The sequence below is a fragment of the Novosphingobium sp. genome, from assembly GCF_020852455.1.
Lineage (GTDB): Bacteria > Pseudomonadota > Alphaproteobacteria > Sphingomonadales > Sphingomonadaceae > Novosphingobium.
In genome coordinates, this window is the sequence record NZ_JADZAT010000032.1 from 1 (window position 1) to 16,924 (window position 16,924).

Below are 16,924 nucleotides of genomic sequence, written 5' to 3' on the forward strand. Positions count from 1 at the left end.
CGCGGATGGCGTGCGCGAACTCCAGAACCGCCGGGTGGAAATCACCTACGGTCCGGGCTCGGGCATGTAAGCCAAAGCCTTACCAGGCAAAACGATTTGGGGGCCGGAGCAATCCGGCCCCCTTTTCGTTATGGTGTCTGGCGAATCGCCAGAAGGAGGCAAGAATGAAGCCGATCGCCAGTATCGTCCCCCTCGCAATCAGCATCCTGTCAACGAGCTGCGCCAGCGTCGGCCAGATCCCGACCCAGAAACTGGCGACCGCGACCCTTCATCAGGCGAATGGTGCCCCGGCTGGCTCGGCAATCATCACGGCCGCAGGCACCGAGGTTTCCATTACGATCGCAGTCGTCGGACTTCCTCAGGGTCCCCACGGGATGCATTTGCATGCCATAGGCAAATGCGACGCCCCGGCGTTCACCAGCGCCGGTGCGCACCTCAATCCGCATGCCCGGCAGCACGGCCTTGAGAATCCGGCTGGCAGCCACCTGGGCGACCTGCCTGGCATCACCGCCAATTCGATCGGTGCCGGTACGGTGACGGCCAGCCTGCGCGGCTCGCGTGAAGAGATTGAGGCAGCGCTGTTCGACGCCGATGGGACGGCCATCGTGGTGCACGCCGCAGCCGACGACAACCGCACCGATCCCACCGGCAACAGCGGTGTCAGGATCGCCTGCGGAGTCTTGACGCGCTAGTCGCGCTCCCCCGCCCGCTCCACCCGGCTCGCCTCGGCAGAGGGAACCGCACGATAGGCATAGACCAGCAGCGCCAGGGCAATCGGCGCGGTGACCAGCAAGGCCAGGATCCCGGCCTGCAGGTTGCCCTGTAATTTGCCGTCCACGATCGTTCCAGTGAGATCGGAGATCTGTCCGACGAAGTACGGGCCAAATGACAGCCCGACCAGGGTCGTTCCCAGAAAGAATGCTGCTGTGGCGGTACCGCGCATGCGGGTGAGGACCAGATCCTGCGTCGTCGCCGCTGCCGCTCCCAGCGCCGCAGCGCCGCACAGGCCGGCGACGAAGTTCCAGGCATAGAAGGCGAACGGATCCTGAGTCGTGAAGCCCAGCCAGATTGGCACCACCGGTGCGACAACCCCGAACATGATCACCAGAATTCGTCCGGCTGGGTTCCGCGCACGCAGTGTATCAGCGACACGGCCGCCCGCAATCACCCCCAGAAAGCCCGACAGCGCACCATTGGCGCCCAGCACCGTGGCCAGTTCCTGCTTGGGAATATGCAGCACGGTTTCGGCATAGGGTGCCGACCAGAAGGCCAGCGCATAGGACACGAACGATATCAGGCCATAGCCCAGAGTGGTGCAGATGAACGCCGGCGTGCCCCAGATCAGGCGAAAAGTGGCCGGATCGCGCGCGCGCAGGTCACTTGCCCAGGAAAACACCGCATAATAGCCAAAGCTGACCGCCGACCATTGCGGCACATTCCCGGTCAGCGCGATCATGGTCAGCGCGAACGTCGCGAGCATGGCCGCCGCTGCCAGGTTGATCAGCAGCGCAACCGGTCCGCGCTTCCACGCTCCCCACAAGGTAAATGGCGGGACGATCGTCGACAGGTCCTTGAAGAACAGCGCGAAGGGCCGCTCTGGTGTGACCCGCGCTTCCCCATCCATTGCTCCGCGCGCCGGTTCGCGCAGCGTCGCGACCCAGACTGCCGCGATCAGCCCTGGCAGACCGACCGCCAGGAACGCCGCCTGCCAACCAGCCAGACCCAGCGGTGCATCAACCGGATAGGCCTTGTTCCAGGCCTGCATGATCTCTGCCCCGATCAGCAGTGAAACGCCCCCGCCAATGTAGAGGCCTGAGGAATAGACCGCGAGCGCGGTTGCGCGCTGGCGCTTGGGAAAATAGTCGGAAATCAGCGAATAGGCCGTCGGGCTGGCGGTTGCCTCGCCCACGCCCACGCCCATTCGCGCGAGCGTCAGGGTCCAGCGATTGTTCGCAAAGCCCGAGAGCGCCGTCATCCCCGACCACAGCGCCAGGCCCAGGCTGAGCAGGCGCACCCGGTGCCAGTTGTCGGCCAGCCGCCCCAACGGGATTCCAAACAGTGCATAGAACACGGCAAAGGCCGCGCCGCCCAGGAACCCCATTTCGCTATCGCTGAGCTGCAGGTCCCGTTTGATCTCAACCGCAAGGATGCTGACAATCTGCCGGTCGATAAAATTGAGGACATAGACCACGACCAGGATCGAGAGCACGTACCAGCTGTAAGAGCTGGCCCGATCCTGCCCAACACCGGGCTGTTTCGTGGTATCCAAATGCTCTCTCCCCATTCCTTCAGGCTGCATAGCGGGTCGGATCGACCAGCCCGGCCTTGGCAAATCCTTCGCGCCGCAGCCGGCATGAATCGCACAGTCCGCAGGCCCGCCCATCGGGCTGCGGATCGTAGCACGACCAGCTCATCCCCGCATCCAGCCCAAGCCGGTCCGCCTCGCGCGCAATGTCGGCCTTGCCCAGAAATTGCAGCGGCGCGTGGATGGTGATCTGGTCCCCTTCCGCCCCGGCCTTGGTGGCCAGCCGCGCCAGATCTCCAAAGGCTTCGATGAATTCAGGGCGGCAATCGGGATAGCCCGAATAGTCGAGCGCGTTGACCCCTATGAATACATCGCGTGCGCCCAGTGCTTCGGCCCAAGCCAGCGTCAGTGACAGGAACACCAGATTCCTCGCCGGCACATAGGTGACCGGGATATCTTCCCCCACACCTTCCTTGGGAACGTCGATCTCATCAGTCAGCGCCGATCCGCCGAACTGCCGCAGATCGAGCGGCAGAATCACATGGCGCTGGGCACCAACATTTTCGGCGATCGTCCGCGCCGCCTCGATCTCACGCCGGTGGCGCTGGTTGTAGTCGATCGTCAGCGCCTGGATCGCATAGCCTGCTTCGCGCGCAAGGCCTGCGCAGACCATCGAATCGAGCCCACCCGAAAGCAGGACGACTGCGTTGCGGCCAATGCCTGATTGTCCTGCATCCATGCCCTGTCGCTAGCCGCTGACCGCGACCAAGGCAATGGCTTCAGCCGCCGGTGCAATCTCCCACCCGCCGGGCCTCGGCGGCGAATTCGAACGGCAGACCACCAGAGATCCCCTGGCTCTGCACCTGGACCAGGCGATTCGTTTCGCGGCGGATTTCGGTGCGGCCATAGCCCTTGCCGCGGCAGGTGTATTGGACCACCACTTCGCCGGGGCTGTCCGTCACCACGAAAGTCTCGCACGGCAGGCCGGCATGGCGCAGCTGGATCAGGCGGCGCCCGCTCTGCAGGCAGATCCGCTGTGGGGCCGCGCCAGTACGCTCGCGCAGTTCCCAACGCCCGGCCTCAAGCTGATCAAGCATGGCCAGCGACGGCCCGCCACCGTAAGCCGGTGCAGCCAGTGCGATGAAGCCCGCCAAGGCGGCTTTGGCCATCGAAACCCTGATCTTCCCCACCTGCGTTAATCCTTGCAACGAAACGCCAGGTCATCTGGCTATTCGCGACCGCACTGACTTGTAACACAGCGTCAATCGCCGGCCAACCGTGCAATCTTATCGACGAATGGTTTAACCTAAGCTGAAATTTCGAACAGCCGCGAACAAAATGCGCAATCGACCACGATCAGCCCGCGTTCGTCGCGCATGTCGGTCCGATCAGCTTCGGGGAACTTGGCGATCACCGATTCATAATGCGCAACACTGCAGCGGCAGCCCCGCTGGAGCGGACCGCCAAGGTCGAAACGCACTTCCGCTTCGTCGTGAAACAACCGCCAGACCAGCGCTTCAAGCGACAGGTCGGGATCAACCAGTTCATCATGCCGGATCGATCCGGCCAGCGCGGCGACATGGTCCCATTCGGGGTGATCGAGCCGGACGTGGAGCCGCTCGCGCCCTTCCTCGCCTTCAGGCAAGTGCTGGACCAGCAGGCCGCCCGCAACACAGCCCGCGCCATCGTTGCGCGCCGCAACGCGGATCAGCGTAGGCACCTGTTCCGACTGGAAGAAATAGGCCTGGCAAGCCTCGGCCAGCGAATCGCCTTCGAGCGGGACAATCCCCTGATAGCGCTGCCCGGTGGAGGCCAGATCGAAGGTGATTGCCAGATAGCCCTGGCCGAACAGTGCATAGAGCGATGGATTGGCGCCCAGCGCGGCCAGCCGATCGGCATCGTGGCGGACATAGCCGCGCAGCTCGCCATTGCGATAATCGCAGACCAGCAGGTCAATGATCCCGCTTTCGGTCTGGGCCTGCATGGTCAGCTGCCCATCCCCGTCCTTCATCAGCGAACCGATCAGCGCGGTTACGGTCAGGGCTTCGGCCAGCAGGTGTGTGATCGCCGGCGGATAGGCATGCGCGCCCAGCACCGTATCGAGCACAGGGCCCAGCCGCACCACCCGCCCGCGCACATCGCGCGCCGGGATGGTGAAGCTCATCACCCGGTCATAGCCGGTCTCGCCATCGACGATGTGCTGGGCGGCGCTCACAGCTGGCCGAAGACCCAGCGCAGCACACTCTTCTGCGCATGGATCCGGTTCTCGGCCTCATCCCAGACCACCGAAAGCGGCCCGTCGATCACGGCGTCGGTCACTTCCTCGCCGCGATGCGCAGGCAGGCAGTGCAGGAACAGCGCATCCGCCGCCGCCCCGGCCATCAGCGCCTCGTTGACCTGATAGGGTGACATCGCCGCAACTTTCGCTGCGCTGTCGGCCTGGCCCATCGAGATCCAGGTGTCTGTGACCACGACCGCCGCACCGGCGATTGCTTCCTGCGGGTTGCGGGTCAGCGTGATCTGCGCGCCCTGTGCGCGGGCACGCTCGATGTAAGCCATGTCCGGATCGAAGCCCTCGGGCACGGCCACGCGGACGTTGAACTTCATCAGGCCCGCCGCCTCGACGATCGAGCTCAGCACGTTGTTGCCATCACCCAGCCAGGCCACTTCCAGCCCGGGCAGCGGCTTGCCGTGTTCGACGATGGTTTGCAGGTCAGCAACGATCTGGCAGGGGTGCGACTGGTCGGTCAGCCCGTTGATCACCGGCACGCTGGCATAATGGGCCAGTTCTTCGATCTTCGCGTGATCATGGGTGCGGATCATGATCGCATCGACCATTCGGCTGAGCACCCGCGCGGTATCGGCAATCGTCTCACCGCGGCCAAGCTGAGTGGTGCCGGCATCGAGCACCAGCGCACTGCCGCCCAACTGGCGCATCGCCATATCGAACGAAACGCGGGTGCGGGTCGAAGCCTTTTCAAAGACCATCGCCAGCACATGCCCGGCCAGCGGCGCATCGCCATCGGGCGCGCCCTTGGGCACGCCGGCGCGATAGGCCTTGCGCTCCATCGCATCGCCCAACATCGCCGCCAGCGCATCGCCGCCGGCATCGCTCAGGTCAAGGAAGTGCCGGGTCATGACGTGGCCGCCGGAGGCTGATAGCTGGCCGCGCCGGCCGAGAGCTTGTCGAAGAATTCGTCGATTTCGACATCGCCGATCACCAGCGGCGGGACCAGCCGCAGCGTCTGGTCACCGGCAGCAACGGTCAGCAGCTGGTGATTGTCGCGCAGGTGGCCAACGAATTCGCGCGGCTCGAACTTCATCCTGATGCCCAGCATCAGGCCCTTGCCGCGAACCAGCTCGAACAGTTCGGGATAGTTGCCGATGAACTGTTCAAGGCGGGTGCGCAGACGTTCCGAAGTGGCGCGGACCTGGGCCAGGAATTCATCGTTGGCCACCGCATCGAGCACCGCTTCGCCAGCCGCCATGGCCAGCGGGTTGCCGCCATAGGTTGAACCGTGAGTGCCGATCACCATGCCGCGCGCGGCCTTTTCGGTGGCGAGACAGGCCCCGATCGGAAAGCCGCCGCCCAGCCCCTTGGCGCTGGCCATCACATCGGGCACGATCCCGTACTGCTCGTAGGCATAAAGCGTGCCCGAACGCGCCATCCCGCACTGCACTTCATCGAGCGCCAGCAGCAGGTCATGCTCATCGGCCAGCGCGCGCAAGCCCTGCATGAATTCCTGCGAGGCCGGACGGATACCGCCTTCGCCCTGCACCGGTTCGACCAGGAAGCCCGCGGTGTTGGGACCGATCGCCGCCTTGGCACCTTCAAGATCGTCGAAATCGACGTATTTGAAGCCTTCGAGCAGCGGGTAAAAGCCCTTGTGCATCTTCTCCTGGCTGGAGGCGCTGATCGTCGCCATGGTCCGGCCGTGGAAGGCGTTGCGGAAGGTGATGATCTCGTACTTGCGGTTGTTGCCGACATGCTGGTGATAGGCGCGGACAGTCTTGATCGCGCATTCGACCGCTTCGACGCCCGAATTGGTGAAGAACACCGTATCGGCAAAGGTCAGGTCAACCAGCCGCTGGGCCAGGTGTTCGCCCTGCGGGCTGCCATAGAGGTTCGACACGTGCATCAGCGTGGCGGCCTGACGCTGGATCGCGCCGATCAGCCCTTCATGGCTGTGGCCCAGCAGGTTGACCGCGATGCCCGCCGCAAAATCGAGATATCGGCGCCCGTCCTCCCCGATCAGGTGGCAGTGTTCACCCTTGACCGGGCGAAAGCCGCAGCGGGGATAGACTGGCATCAGCGGGGTAATGGACATTGCGGTTTCCTTCTTGAAATCGGGTGTTTCGGCAATTCGAAAACGACAAATGGCGGCCCCGTAAAGGACCGCCACCTGTGCTTCTCTAAAGCTTCGCCAAGGCCGGGACAACCCCGGCCCAAACGAAAGCAATCAACCCTGAAGCGGAGTGAGGTTGACCGCCGAGTACTTGCCTCGTCGATCGACTTCGATGTCGAACTCAAGCCGGTCGCCCTCATTGAGGCCCGACATGCCCGAGCGTTCGACCGCGCTGATGTGCACAAAGGCATCGGCCTGGCCATCATCGCGAGTGATAAAGCCGAAGCCCTTCATCCCGTTGAAGAACTTGACCGTGCCGCTGGCGCGTTCTCCGGTCAGCTGACGCTGCGGCGCTTCGCGCTTTTCAACCGCGATCACATCGCCGACGACTTCAAGGTCGCTGGCCGAAATCTTGCCGCCGCGATCGACCAGCTGGAACTTGAGCTGCTGACCTTCGGCCAGGCCTTCAAGCCCTGCACGTTCAACCGCGCTGATGTGGACGAACACGTCTTCGCCGCCGGCATCCTGCTGGATGAAGCCGAAGCCCTTGCCCGCGTTGAAGAACTTGACCGTGCCGGTGCCTTCGCCAACGACCTGGGCCGGCATGCCGCCGCCACCGCCGCCGCCGCGCGGGCCGCCGAAGCCGCCACCACCGCCGCCGCCGCGCGGGCCGCCGCCAAAGCCGCCACGATCGCCGCCGCCGAAGCCGCCGCGACCACCACCGCCGCCGCCGAAGCGGTCACCGCCGCCACCGCCGCCGCCCATGAACGGATCGAAATTGTCTTCGCCGAAACCGTCCCGCTTGTCGCGGCCACGCCCGCGACGCCCTCTATCAAAACCCATAAATTCGCTACTTACCTTCGATTCGCCCCACGCAAGACCCCCGGTGGCGCGGACGAATCGCACCGGGCGACAGGGCAAACGGCTGTAAAGCCCCCTCCTCTGCACTTTTCCACATACCCGAATCATTTGCGATTGGCGAACGGAATCAGCGCCGCGCCTGCGAGCACCGGCAACTGTGACATTTCTGCACGAAACATAACTACGCAGCGGTGCCGGATCGCGACTCTTTGCTGCCGCGCCGCGCACCATGCTTGCCAGCGGCGGCGCGGCTTGGCACAGCAGGCGGATGTTCCGCCAACTCAACGATCGCATCCTGGCCAGCCCGCAGATCGGCCTGGCCGAAGTGGCCGAAGCCGCCCGGCTGGGCGTGGGCCTGATCATCAACAATCGCCCCGAAGGCGAAAGCGACGATCAGGTTCCCGGCGCCGAGATCGAGGCTGCGGCCCGCGCGGCGGGGATCGACTATCTCGCCATCCCGGTCACCCATGCCGGCTTTTCCGAAAGCCAGGTCCGCGCCATGGCCCAGGCCCTGGCCGCGAGCGAGCGCAAGGTGCTGGCCTATTGCCGCTCGGGCACGCGTTCGACGCTGCTGTGGGCCCTGGCCGAAGCCAGCCGCGGGCAGAGCCCGCATGCGCTGACCGCCGCCGCCGCCCAGGCCGGCTATGACCTGACCCCGGTGCGCGCACTGATGGACATGCTGGCCGCCCGCGGAAGCGAGGGGCAATGATCGGCCAGCTGCTGCAACTGGCCGGATCGGTGCTGGGGGTGCTGCTGCTGGCCTTCGTCTGCAAGCAGCTGGGGCTGGGTGAAGACGTCCGGATCGGTTCCGAAGACGAAGCGCGCCGGCTGGCCGCCGAAGCGCTGTGCGGGTTCGAAGCCACCGATCTGGCGCTCGACCGGGCCGGGATCGGGGCCTTGCTGCGCGATGGCCAGGGCCGGGTTATGCTGCTGCGGCGGCACGGCGCGCATTTCGCCTCGCGCCTGCTCGACAGCCATGCCTTTGCCCGGCTCGACCGCAATTTCCTGACCATCGGCACCGGCGAAGACTCGTTCGGCCGGGTCACGCTCGATCTGGGTGACAAGGCCCAGGTCTGGGCCAGCAGCCTGCGCCACGTGGGAGGGGGAGCCCGTGCCTGATTTCAATCCCGTCGATTACGCGGTGCCGGGCTTCATCCTGCTGGTCCTGATCGAAATGCTCTGGGCGCGGGCCAGGGCGCCCGACAAGTACGAAGCGCGCGACACGCTGGTTTCGCTGGCCATGGGGGTGGGCTCGACCGTCGCCGGGCTGCTCACCGGCGGACTGGTCGCCGCGCTCTATTTCGCGGTCTATCCCTATCGTCTGGTCGAGATCGGCTGGCAGTGGTGGGCCTGGATCCTGTGCTTCGTGCTTGATGACATGGCCTATTACTGGTTCCACCGCTTTGCCCACCGGGTGCGCTGGATGTGGGCCAGCCACGTCAACCACCATTCCAGCCAGCACTACAACCTGTCGACCGCGCTGCGCCAGACCTGGACCGGCACGATTGCGCTGGGCTTCCTGTTCCGCTTGCCGCTGGTGGCCATCGGGTTCCATCCGGCGATGATCTTCTTCTGCGGCGGGCTCAACCTGATCTACCAGTTCTGGTTCCACACCGAAGCGATCGACAAGTGCCCGCGCTGGTTCGAAGCGGTGATGAACACCCCCAGCCACCACCGCGTCCACCACGCCACCAATCCGCTCTACCTCGACAAGAACTATGCCGGGGTGTTCATCGTCTGGGACCGGATGTTCGGCACCTTCCAGCCCGAACTGGCGGGGGAGCGGATCCACTATGGCATCGTCAAGCAGCTGGGCAGCTTCAACCTGCTGTGGGTGGCCTTCCACGAATGGATCGGGATTGCCAGGGATGTCTGGTATGCGCCGTGGGGGTCGAAATTCGGCTATGTCTGGCGCCCGCCCGGCTGGACCCACGATGGCAGCCGCGACACATCCGACATGATCCGCGAGCGCTGGCTCGCGCAGCGCGGCGAGGCTCCTGCCGAATAGCATTGCCCCCGTTTAACCGAACGCTTAAGTCCTGACCCGAAGCAAGCGGAGTCAGGTGCGTGGACCAATTCGATGTGGTGGTGATCGGCGGCGGCAGCGCGGGCAGCGCGGCGGCGGCCAGGCTGGCGGCGGATGGCAGGCTGAAGGTCTGCCTGCTCGAAGCCGGCGGGGCCAACACCACCATGGCGGTGCGCACCCCCGGGCTGCTGGGCTTCCTGCCCAAGGGTTCCAACTGGGCCTTCGATACCGAACCGATGGCCGGGCTGGGTGGCCGGATCGGCTATCAGCCGCGCGGCCGCGGGATGGGCGGGTCCAGCTCGATCAACGGCATGGTCTATATCCGCGGCAACCAGTGGGATTACGACAACTGGGCCGCGCTGGGCTGCACCGGCTGGGCCTGGGACGATGTGCTGCCGGTGTTCCGCCGCCAGGAAGACAACCAGCGCGGCGCCAGCCAGTTTCACGGTGCCGGCGGGCCGCTGCATGTCAGCGAGCTGATCTCGCCCAGCCCGGTCGGGCAGGCCTTTGTCGATGCCGCCAGCCGGCTGCAACTGCCGCTCAACGACGATTTCAACGGGGCGCGGCAGGATGGCTTTGGCCAGTACCAGGTCACCCAGTACAAGGGTGAGCGCTGGTCGGCGGCGCGGGCCTTCATCGATCCGCTGGCCGGCAAGGGCAACCTGGTGGTCAGGACCGGGGCAACGGTCGAACGGATCGTGATCGAACAGGGCCGCGCCACCGGCGTTGCGGTGCGGCTGGGCAATCGCAGCGAGGTGATCCGCGCCCGCGGCGGCGTGGTGCTTTCAGCCGGGGCCTTTGGCAGCCCGCAGATCCTGATGCTGTCGGGTATAGGCCCGGGCGCGCATTTGCAGGAGCACGGGATCGACGTCGTGCTCGACAAGCCGGCGGTCGGCGCGGACCTGCAGGACCACTGTGACTATCTGGTCGGCTATGAGCTCAACGATCTGTCGCTGTTCGGCGGATCGCTGCGCGGCCTGATGAAAGTCGCCGCCTCGTTCATCGAACACCGGCTCAAGCGCACCGGGATGCTGACCACCAATTTCGCCGAAAGCGGCGGTTTCGTGAAGATCCGCCCCGATGCCCCGGCGCCCGATGTGCAGTACCACTTCATCCGCGCGATCATCCAGAACCACGGGCGCGACCGGCTGAAGGAACACGGCTTCTCGCTCCACGCTTGCGTGCTGCGGCCCGAAAGCCGCGGCTGGGTCAGGCTGAAATCCCCCGATCCGCTGGCCGCTCCGGCGATCAATCCCAACTTCCTTGATGACGAGCGTGACATGGCCCTGCTGCGCGATGCCGCGCGGCTGATGTACCGGATCGCCGAAACCCCGCCGCTGTCGCAGCTGGGCGCGCGCGAACGAAACCCGATCGACTACAACGACGATCAGGCGCTCGAAGCCCGGATCCGCGAGGTTTCGGACACGATCTATCACCCGGTCGGCACCTGCCGGATGGGCAGCGATTCGGCTGCGGTGGTCGATCCCAGGCTCAAGTCGCGCGAGATCGAGGGGCTGTGGGTGGCCGACGCCTCGATCATGCCGCGGTTGGTTTCGGGCAACACCAATGCCCCTTCGATCATGATCGGCGAACGCGCCGGGGAATTCGTGGCGGCCGCCCTCCAATGAGCGTCGCCTTCCGCCGCGAGAGCGACGACGAACATCTCGAGCCCAAGTTCGAACTGCCGATCCCGCCCGGCCCCAACCTGGTCACCGCGCGCGGGCTGGCCCTGATCGAAGCAAAAGTGGCCGAGCTCGAAGCCGCGCTCCCCGCCCTTACCGAAGAAGAGCCGCGCAAGAAGCACCTGCGCGAACTGCGCTACTGGCGCACCCGCCTCGCCACCGCCGAACCGACCGAAGCGAAGGGCGCCGAGGTGGTCGGCTTCGGCAGCCGGGTCGAACTGCTGCTGAACGGCCAGCCGCGCGTGATCGAACTGGTCGGCCATGACGAGGCCGATCCGGCGGCTGGGAAGCTTGCCTTTACCGCCCCGCTAGCCCGCGCGGTGATGGGCGCCGAGGTGGGGGATGTGCTGGACTTTGGCGGGAAAAAGGGGGCGGTTGAGGTGATGGGGGTTGGGGCGATGACCTCTCCTTCCTCACAATCCATCTAACACTCCCCCGTCACCCCGGGCTTGACCCGGGGTCCCGCTTTTTGGCGAGAGGTTCGAAAAGGCAGTGGGACCCCGGGTCAAGCCCGGGGTGACGGAATGGGGGGATGAGGTGCCGAGGTCTAGGGCTGAAGCGCAACTGCTGAGACGCAACATCCGCGCCTAGTTCAGATGCTCAAACAGATCGGACCAATCGGGATTGGCGCGCTCGATCAGATCGAACTTCCATTCGCGGCGCCAGCGTTTGATCCGCTTTTCGTGGGCAATGCAGTCTTCGATCGAATCGCCACGCTCCGCCCAGACCAGCCGGTCGAGATTGTAGCGCTTGCAGAAATCGGACCCGTCACCTTCTCGGTGCTGGAAGATGCGGGCCGCGAGGTCAGCGGTAACCCCTACGTGCATCGTGCCGCGATAACGGTCGGCCATGATGTAGACCCAGCCACCCTTTCGTTCACGATCCATTGATGGAGATGAAACGCAAGCGGGACCCCGGGTCAAGCCCGGGGTGACGGGGTGGTTTGAGGATAGTTACCCCCGCGGCCCCTTCGGGCGGCCCTTGTGGAACACCCGCTTGCCCGCGCCGCCCGGGCCGCCCTGGCCGCGGTGCGGTTTGGGTGGCGGGCCCTTGCGGCGTTCGCGGGCTTCCATGCGGGGCGGTTCGCTGGGTTCGATCGTGACCCCGCTTTCATCCTCGCCGCCGGGGCTGGCGGTGCGCTTGACCGCGTCGGCGAATTTGCGGGCCACCGCGCTGGGAACCTGGAACCAGGTTTCGTGCTGGCCGATCCGGATTGCGCCCACCTCATTGCGGGTGATGTGCCCGCGCCGGCACAGCAGCGGCAGGATCCAGCGCGCGTCGGCGTTCTGGCGGCGGCCGACGTCCATCCGGAACCAGACCACATCCTCGAACCCCGGACGGTGGCGTTCCGCCTGGGCGGCGCGCTGGGCTTCGTGGGTGCCGGCAATCAGCTCTTCGGGCGCAGGCAGCTGCGCGCGGTGCGCACGGACCAGTGCGGCGGCGATATCTTCCGGGCTGCGTTCGGCCAGCAGCCGCGCGGCGAGATCGCGGTCATCCTCATCCAGCTCGACCGGCGCGAGCAGGGTGGCAAGCAGGCGCTCATGGTCATTGCGGCGGATATCCTCGGGGGTCGGCGCCTCGCGCCAGTCCGCCTGGATTTTGGCGCCGCGCAGCATCGATTCGACCCGCTTGCGGCGCGGATAGGGGACCACGATCACCGCAGTGCCCTTTTTGCCCGCGCGCCCGGTGCGGCCCGAGCGGTGCTGGAGCGCTTCGGCATCGCGGGGGATTTCGACGTGGATCACCAGGCTGAGCGTCGGCAGGTCGATCCCGCGCGCCGCAACGTCGGTCGCCACGCAGACCCGCGCGCGCCGGTCACGCAGCGCCTGCAGCGCGTTGTTACGCTCGGCCTGGCTGTGCTCGCCCGACAGCGCCACGGCGGCGAACCCGCGCTCGATCAGGGTGGCGTGGAGGTGGCGGACATTGTCGCGGGTGGCGCAGAACAGCATCGCCGTTTCGGCCTCGTGAAAGCGCAGCAGGTTGACCACCGCGTGCTCGATCTGGGCCGGGGCAACCGTGACCGCCTGATAGGCGATATCGCCGTGGCCGCGCTCTTCGCCGATGGTCGAGATCCGCAGCGCCTCATGCTGGTAACGCCGCGCCAGTGCGACGATCGGTTTGGGCATGGTGGCCGAGAACAGCAGCGTGCGGCGGCTGGCGGGGGCGGCATCGAGCAGCTCTTCCAGATCCTCGCGGAAACCCATGTCGAGCATTTCGTCGGCTTCATCGAGCACCACGCTGCGCAGGGTCGAAAGATCGAGCGCGCCGCGCTCAAGGTGGTCGCGCAGGCGGCCCGGCGTGCCGACCACCACATGCGCGCCATGGCCCAGCGCACGGCGTTCCTTCGACGGGTCCATCCCGCCCACGCAGGTCGCGATCCGCGCCCCGGCCTTGGCATAAAGCCAGGTCAGCTCGCGGCTGACCTGCAGCGCCAGTTCGCGCGTGGGGGCAATCACCAGCGCGAGCGGCGCAGCGGCCTGCGGCAGGGCGCCTTCCGCCAGCAATTCGTGCGCCACGGCCAGGCCGAAGGCGACGGTCTTGCCCGATCCGGTCTGTGCCGAAACGATCAGGTCACGTCCGCGCGCCTCGGGCTCAATCACCGCGCTCTGGACAGGGGTCAGCGCAGTATAGCCATGCGCGGCGAGCGCTTCGGAAAGAAGCGGGGTTACATCGGGGAAGGACATGATTGGCCGCCCCGTAGAGGAAATGACGGCGTTTGGCTTGGATTCTTTTTTGGCCGGCTGACGCCGGTGCGGCCGGACATCCGTCCGGCCTGGCAACACCGGCCCGCTCCCCCTCCCGGCCACCCATACCATAGGGATACCCTAATGGGTGGTCGGGAGGGGGAGCGGGCCGGTGTTGCTAGCCAATCGCGGAGGCGATTGGCGCATCCGATCAATGACCCCCGCAGGCCAGCGCCTCGACCACGTCTTCGACCCGCGCCGGATCGCCCAGCGCCAGCACGTGGCCCGAGCTGGCAGCGTGGAGCGGGTCGCCGTTCCAGTCGCACATCACCCCGCCGGCACCTTCGACCACCGGGATCAGCGCGGCATAGTCATGCAGCTTGAGGTTCGCCTCGCAGACCACGTCGAGCTGGCCCATGGCCAGCATGGCATAGTTGTAGCAATCGCCGCCCATCACCATCCGTTTGTGATCGGTCTTGGCAGCCAGCGCCATGAAGTGTTCGCCGTCATGGTCGTCGAAATAGTGCGGGCCGGTCGTCGCAAGGGCGGCTTCGGACAGGCTTGGGCACGGCCGTGTGCGCACTTGGGTACCGTTGAAGGTCGTCGGTGTGCCGGTCAGGCCCACCCAGCGTTCGCCCAGAATCGGCTGATCGATCACCCCCAAAACCGGCCAGCCTTCCTCGACCAGCGCGATCAGGGTGCCGAAGATCGGCCGGCCGGCCATGAAGGCAGTGGTCCCGTCGATCGGATCGAGCACCCAGGTCCGCCCCGAATTACCGGCGGTCGCCCCGAACTCTTCCCCATGCACCGCATCGCGCGGAAATTCGGCCTCGATCAACCGCCGCATCGCCTGCTCGGCAGCGCGGTCCGCCTCGGTCACCGGGGTCCGGTCGCCCTTGCGTTCGCTGCCGATCCCGGTGCGGAACAGTGGCCGGATCGCCTCGCGCGCGGCATCGGCCAGGCGGTGGGCAAGCGCCAGTTCGGCTTCGAAAGCCATCAGTCGAACAGGCTGGAGACCGAGCTTTCCTCGGCAATGCGGTGGATTGCTTCGCCCACCAGCGGCGCGATCGAGAGCACGCGGATCTTGCTGCCCGGGGCCAGCGCGGCCTCGCTCGGCTGGATCGAATCGCTGATTACCAGCTCCTTCAGCGCCGAGCCGTTGACCCTTTCTACAGCCGAGCCCGACAGCACCCCATGGGTCAGGTAGGCGGTGACGCTGTTGGCGCCCGCATCCATCAGCGCGCTGGCGGCATTGCACAGCGTGCCGCCCGAATCGATGATGTCGTCAATCAGGATGCAGTCCCAGCCCTTCACATCGCCGATGATGTTCATCACCTCGGAAACGCCCGGCTTGTCGCGGCGTTTGTCGACGATCGACAGCGGCGCGTTGTTGAGCCGGCGGGCCAGCGCCCGGGCCCGGACCACCCCGCCGACATCGGGCGAAACCACCATCAGGTTGTTACCCCCGGTCCGCTGGAGGATGTCGGCCGCCATCACCGGCGCGCAATAGAGATTGTCGGTCGGGATATCGAAAAATCCCTGGATCTGCCCGGCGTGGAGGTCCACCGCCAGCACCCGGTCAGCCCCGGCCTGGGTAATCAGGTTGGCCACAAGTTTGGCCGAAATCGGGGTGCGCGGACCGGGTTTGCGGTCCTGCCGGGCATAGCCGAAATAGGGCAGCACCGCGGTGATCCGCTTGGCCGAGGCGCGGCGCAGCGCATCGATGCAGATCAGGAGTTCCATCAGGTTGTCGTTGGCCGGGGCCGAAGTCGACTGGATCACAAACACGTCCTCACCACGGACGTTTTCCTGGATCTCGACGAAGATTTCCTGGTCGGCGAAGCGCCGCACATCGGCCTGGGTCAGCGGCAGCTCAAGATAGCCTGCAATTGCCCGTGCCAGCAGCAGGTTGGAATTTCCGGCCAGAAGTTTCATCGAGTCGCCCTTTCCCGCACAAATCAGCCCGCGCCCGGCCTTAGCGGGGCGCGGAGCGATTGCAACACGGGGGGCGAGTGAAGGTGTGGATCAGCGTTTGTTGCGGTGTTCACCCGAAACCCAGCGGACCGTGCCAGAGCTGGCGCGCATCACCACCGAATTGGTGGTGATCAGCCCGTCCTTCATCCGCTTGACGCCCTTCAGCAGCGAACCATCGGTCACCCCGGTAGCGGCGAAAATGCAGTCGCCCTTGGCCAGCTCGTCGCGGGAGTAGATCTTGTCGAGGTTGTCGATCCCCCACTTGCGGGCACGCCCGCGCTCGTCTTCGTTGCGGAACACCAGCCGGCCGTTGAACTGCCCGCCGACGCAGCGCAGCGCGGCTGCGGCCAGCACGCCTTCCGGCGCGCCGCCCTGGCCCATGTAAAGGTCGATGTTGGTTTCCGGGTTGGTCACCGCGATCACCCCGGCCACGTCGCCATCCCCGATCAGCACCACCCCGCAGCCCAGACCGCGCAGTTCGGCGATCAGATCGGCGTGACGCGGCCGGTCGAGCACGCAGACGATGATTTCGTCGGGCTCGACGCCCTTGGCTGCGGCCACCGCCTTGACGTTTTCGGTCGGGCTCTTGGCCAGGTCGATGATCCCGTCGGGATAGCCCGGGCCGACCGCCAGCTTGTCCATATAGACGTCAGGCGCGTTGAGCAGGTTGCCTTCTTCGGCCACCGCCAGCACGGCCAGCGCGTTGGGTCCGGCCTTGGCGGTGATCGTGGTTCCTTCCAGCGGATCGAGCGCGATGTCGATCTTCGGGCCGGTGCCCTGGGCCGAGCCGACCTTTTCGCCGATGAACAGCATCGGCGCCTCGTCACGCTCGCCCTCACCGATCACCACGGTGCCGTCCATCGCCAGCTCGTTGAGCGCGGCGCGCATGGCTTCGACCGCGGCATGGTCGGCGGCCTTCTCGTCACCGCGCCCGATCAGCGTCGAGGCGCCGATTGCGGCAGCTTCGGTGACGCGCACCATTTCGAGAACGAGAACGCGGTCGAGCACCTTGGAGGCGGGAGTCGTGGTCATCTTGCTTGGTCAGCCTTTTGCATAGGTATGTAGTGGCGCGCTTAGCCGCGCCGCCGCGCTCTGTCGAGGGGGCG

Annotated in this window: 18 protein-coding genes; 6 read left to right on the forward strand and 12 right to left on the reverse strand. The window is 65.9% G+C overall.

All coding sequences use genetic code 11. The features are described from left to right. Window positions 1-164 precede the first annotated feature (164 nt). Window positions 165-692, forward strand: a complete 528-nt coding sequence (locus tag IT549_RS14450; RefSeq protein WP_292974301.1) for a superoxide dismutase family protein — start codon at window positions 165-167, stop codon at window positions 690-692. On the opposite strand, the gene IT549_RS14455 is transcribed toward IT549_RS14450, so the two are convergent. The 7 genes from IT549_RS14455 to IT549_RS14485 all read right to left on the reverse strand — a co-directional run bounded on the left by IT549_RS14455 (window position 689) and on the right by IT549_RS14485 (window position 7,434). After that, window positions 689-2,269: an MFS transporter gene (locus IT549_RS14455; RefSeq protein ID WP_292974303.1), complete on the reverse strand. Its 1,581-nt coding sequence runs from the start codon at window positions 2,267-2,269 to the stop codon at window positions 689-691. The genes IT549_RS14450 and IT549_RS14455 overlap by 4 nt on opposite strands. Window positions 2,270-2,288: 19 nt before the next feature. Then, on the reverse strand, window positions 2,289-2,984 hold the full coding sequence (gene queC, locus IT549_RS14460) for a 7-cyano-7-deazaguanine synthase QueC (protein ID WP_292974305.1): 696 nt from the start codon (window positions 2,982-2,984) through the stop codon (window positions 2,289-2,291). Between the two features lie 40 nt (window positions 2,985-3,024). After that, the gene (locus IT549_RS14465) at window positions 3,025-3,414 is read right to left on the reverse strand and encodes a hypothetical protein (protein WP_292974306.1); all 390 of its coding nucleotides are present in this window, start codon (window positions 3,412-3,414) and stop codon (window positions 3,025-3,027) included. 137 nt (window positions 3,415-3,551) lie between these two features. Beyond that, window positions 3,552-4,409: an Hsp33 family molecular chaperone HslO gene (locus IT549_RS14470; RefSeq protein WP_292974654.1), complete on the reverse strand. Its 858-nt coding sequence runs from the start codon at window positions 4,407-4,409 to the stop codon at window positions 3,552-3,554. Window positions 4,410-4,456: 47 nt separating this feature from the next. Then, window positions 4,457-5,383, reverse strand: coding sequence for an ornithine carbamoyltransferase (gene argF, locus IT549_RS14475; protein ID WP_292974307.1), 927 nt, complete (start codon window positions 5,381-5,383; stop codon window positions 4,457-4,459). After that, window positions 5,380-6,573: an aspartate aminotransferase family protein gene (locus IT549_RS14480; RefSeq protein WP_292974308.1), complete on the reverse strand. Its 1,194-nt coding sequence runs from the start codon at window positions 6,571-6,573 to the stop codon at window positions 5,380-5,382. The genes argF and IT549_RS14480 overlap by 4 nt, the downstream gene beginning before the upstream one ends. 132 nt (window positions 6,574-6,705) lie before the next feature. Further along, complete coding sequence (locus IT549_RS14485) at window positions 6,706-7,434, reverse strand: cold-shock protein (RefSeq protein ID WP_292974309.1); 729 nt, start codon at window positions 7,432-7,434, stop codon at window positions 6,706-6,708. Between the two features lie 286 nt (window positions 7,435-7,720). Between IT549_RS14485 and IT549_RS14490 the strand changes: the two genes are divergently transcribed. From IT549_RS14490 to IT549_RS14510, 5 genes are read left to right on the forward strand one after another with little or no spacing between them, the layout of a single operon-like run. Further along, window positions 7,721-8,161: a TIGR01244 family sulfur transferase gene (locus IT549_RS14490; protein WP_292974310.1), complete on the forward strand. Its 441-nt coding sequence runs from the start codon at window positions 7,721-7,723 to the stop codon at window positions 8,159-8,161. Beyond that, window positions 8,158-8,571, forward strand: coding sequence for a hypothetical protein (locus tag IT549_RS14495; RefSeq protein WP_292974311.1), 414 nt, complete (start codon window positions 8,158-8,160; stop codon window positions 8,569-8,571). The genes IT549_RS14490 and IT549_RS14495 overlap by 4 nt, the downstream gene beginning before the upstream one ends. After that, a complete protein-coding gene (locus IT549_RS14500; RefSeq protein ID WP_292974312.1) occupies window positions 8,564-9,460 on the forward strand; it encodes a sterol desaturase family protein in 897 nt (298 codons plus the stop codon). Before IT549_RS14495 ends, IT549_RS14500 begins: the two co-directional genes overlap by 8 nt. 59 nt (window positions 9,461-9,519) lie before the next feature. Beyond that, on the forward strand, window positions 9,520-11,106 hold the full coding sequence (locus IT549_RS14505) for an FAD-dependent oxidoreductase (protein WP_292974313.1): 1,587 nt from the start codon (window positions 9,520-9,522) through the stop codon (window positions 11,104-11,106). Continuing rightward, complete coding sequence (locus IT549_RS14510; RefSeq protein ID WP_292974314.1) at window positions 11,103-11,588, forward strand: GreA/GreB family elongation factor; 486 nt, start codon at window positions 11,103-11,105, stop codon at window positions 11,586-11,588. Before IT549_RS14505 ends, IT549_RS14510 begins: the two co-directional genes overlap by 4 nt. A 159-nt stretch (window positions 11,589-11,747) precedes the next feature. On the opposite strand, the gene IT549_RS14515 is transcribed toward IT549_RS14510, so the two are convergent. The 5 genes from IT549_RS14515 to glpX all read right to left on the reverse strand — a co-directional run bounded on the left by IT549_RS14515 (window position 11,748) and on the right by glpX (window position 16,850). After that, window positions 11,748-12,047, reverse strand: coding sequence for a GIY-YIG nuclease family protein (locus IT549_RS14515; RefSeq protein WP_292974315.1), 300 nt, complete (start codon window positions 12,045-12,047; stop codon window positions 11,748-11,750). Between the two features lie 66 nt (window positions 12,048-12,113). After that, window positions 12,114-13,844, reverse strand: a complete 1,731-nt coding sequence (locus IT549_RS14520) for a DEAD/DEAH box helicase (RefSeq protein WP_292974317.1) — start codon at window positions 13,842-13,844, stop codon at window positions 12,114-12,116. A 211-nt stretch (window positions 13,845-14,055) separates the two neighbouring features. Next, a complete protein-coding gene (gene hisN / locus IT549_RS14525) occupies window positions 14,056-14,841 on the reverse strand; it encodes a histidinol-phosphatase (protein ID WP_292974319.1) in 786 nt (261 codons plus the stop codon). Next, window positions 14,841-15,779 carry a ribose-phosphate pyrophosphokinase gene (locus IT549_RS14530; RefSeq protein ID WP_292974320.1) on the reverse strand — a complete coding sequence of 313 codons (939 nt, stop codon included), beginning with the start codon at window positions 15,777-15,779 and terminating at the stop codon, window positions 14,841-14,843. The genes hisN and IT549_RS14530 overlap by 1 nt, the downstream gene beginning before the upstream one ends. A gap of 90 nt (window positions 15,780-15,869) precedes the next feature. Further along, a complete protein-coding gene (glpX, locus tag IT549_RS14535; protein ID WP_292974321.1) occupies window positions 15,870-16,850 on the reverse strand; it encodes a class II fructose-bisphosphatase in 981 nt (326 codons plus the stop codon). Between the last annotated feature and the right edge of the window lie 74 nt (window positions 16,851-16,924).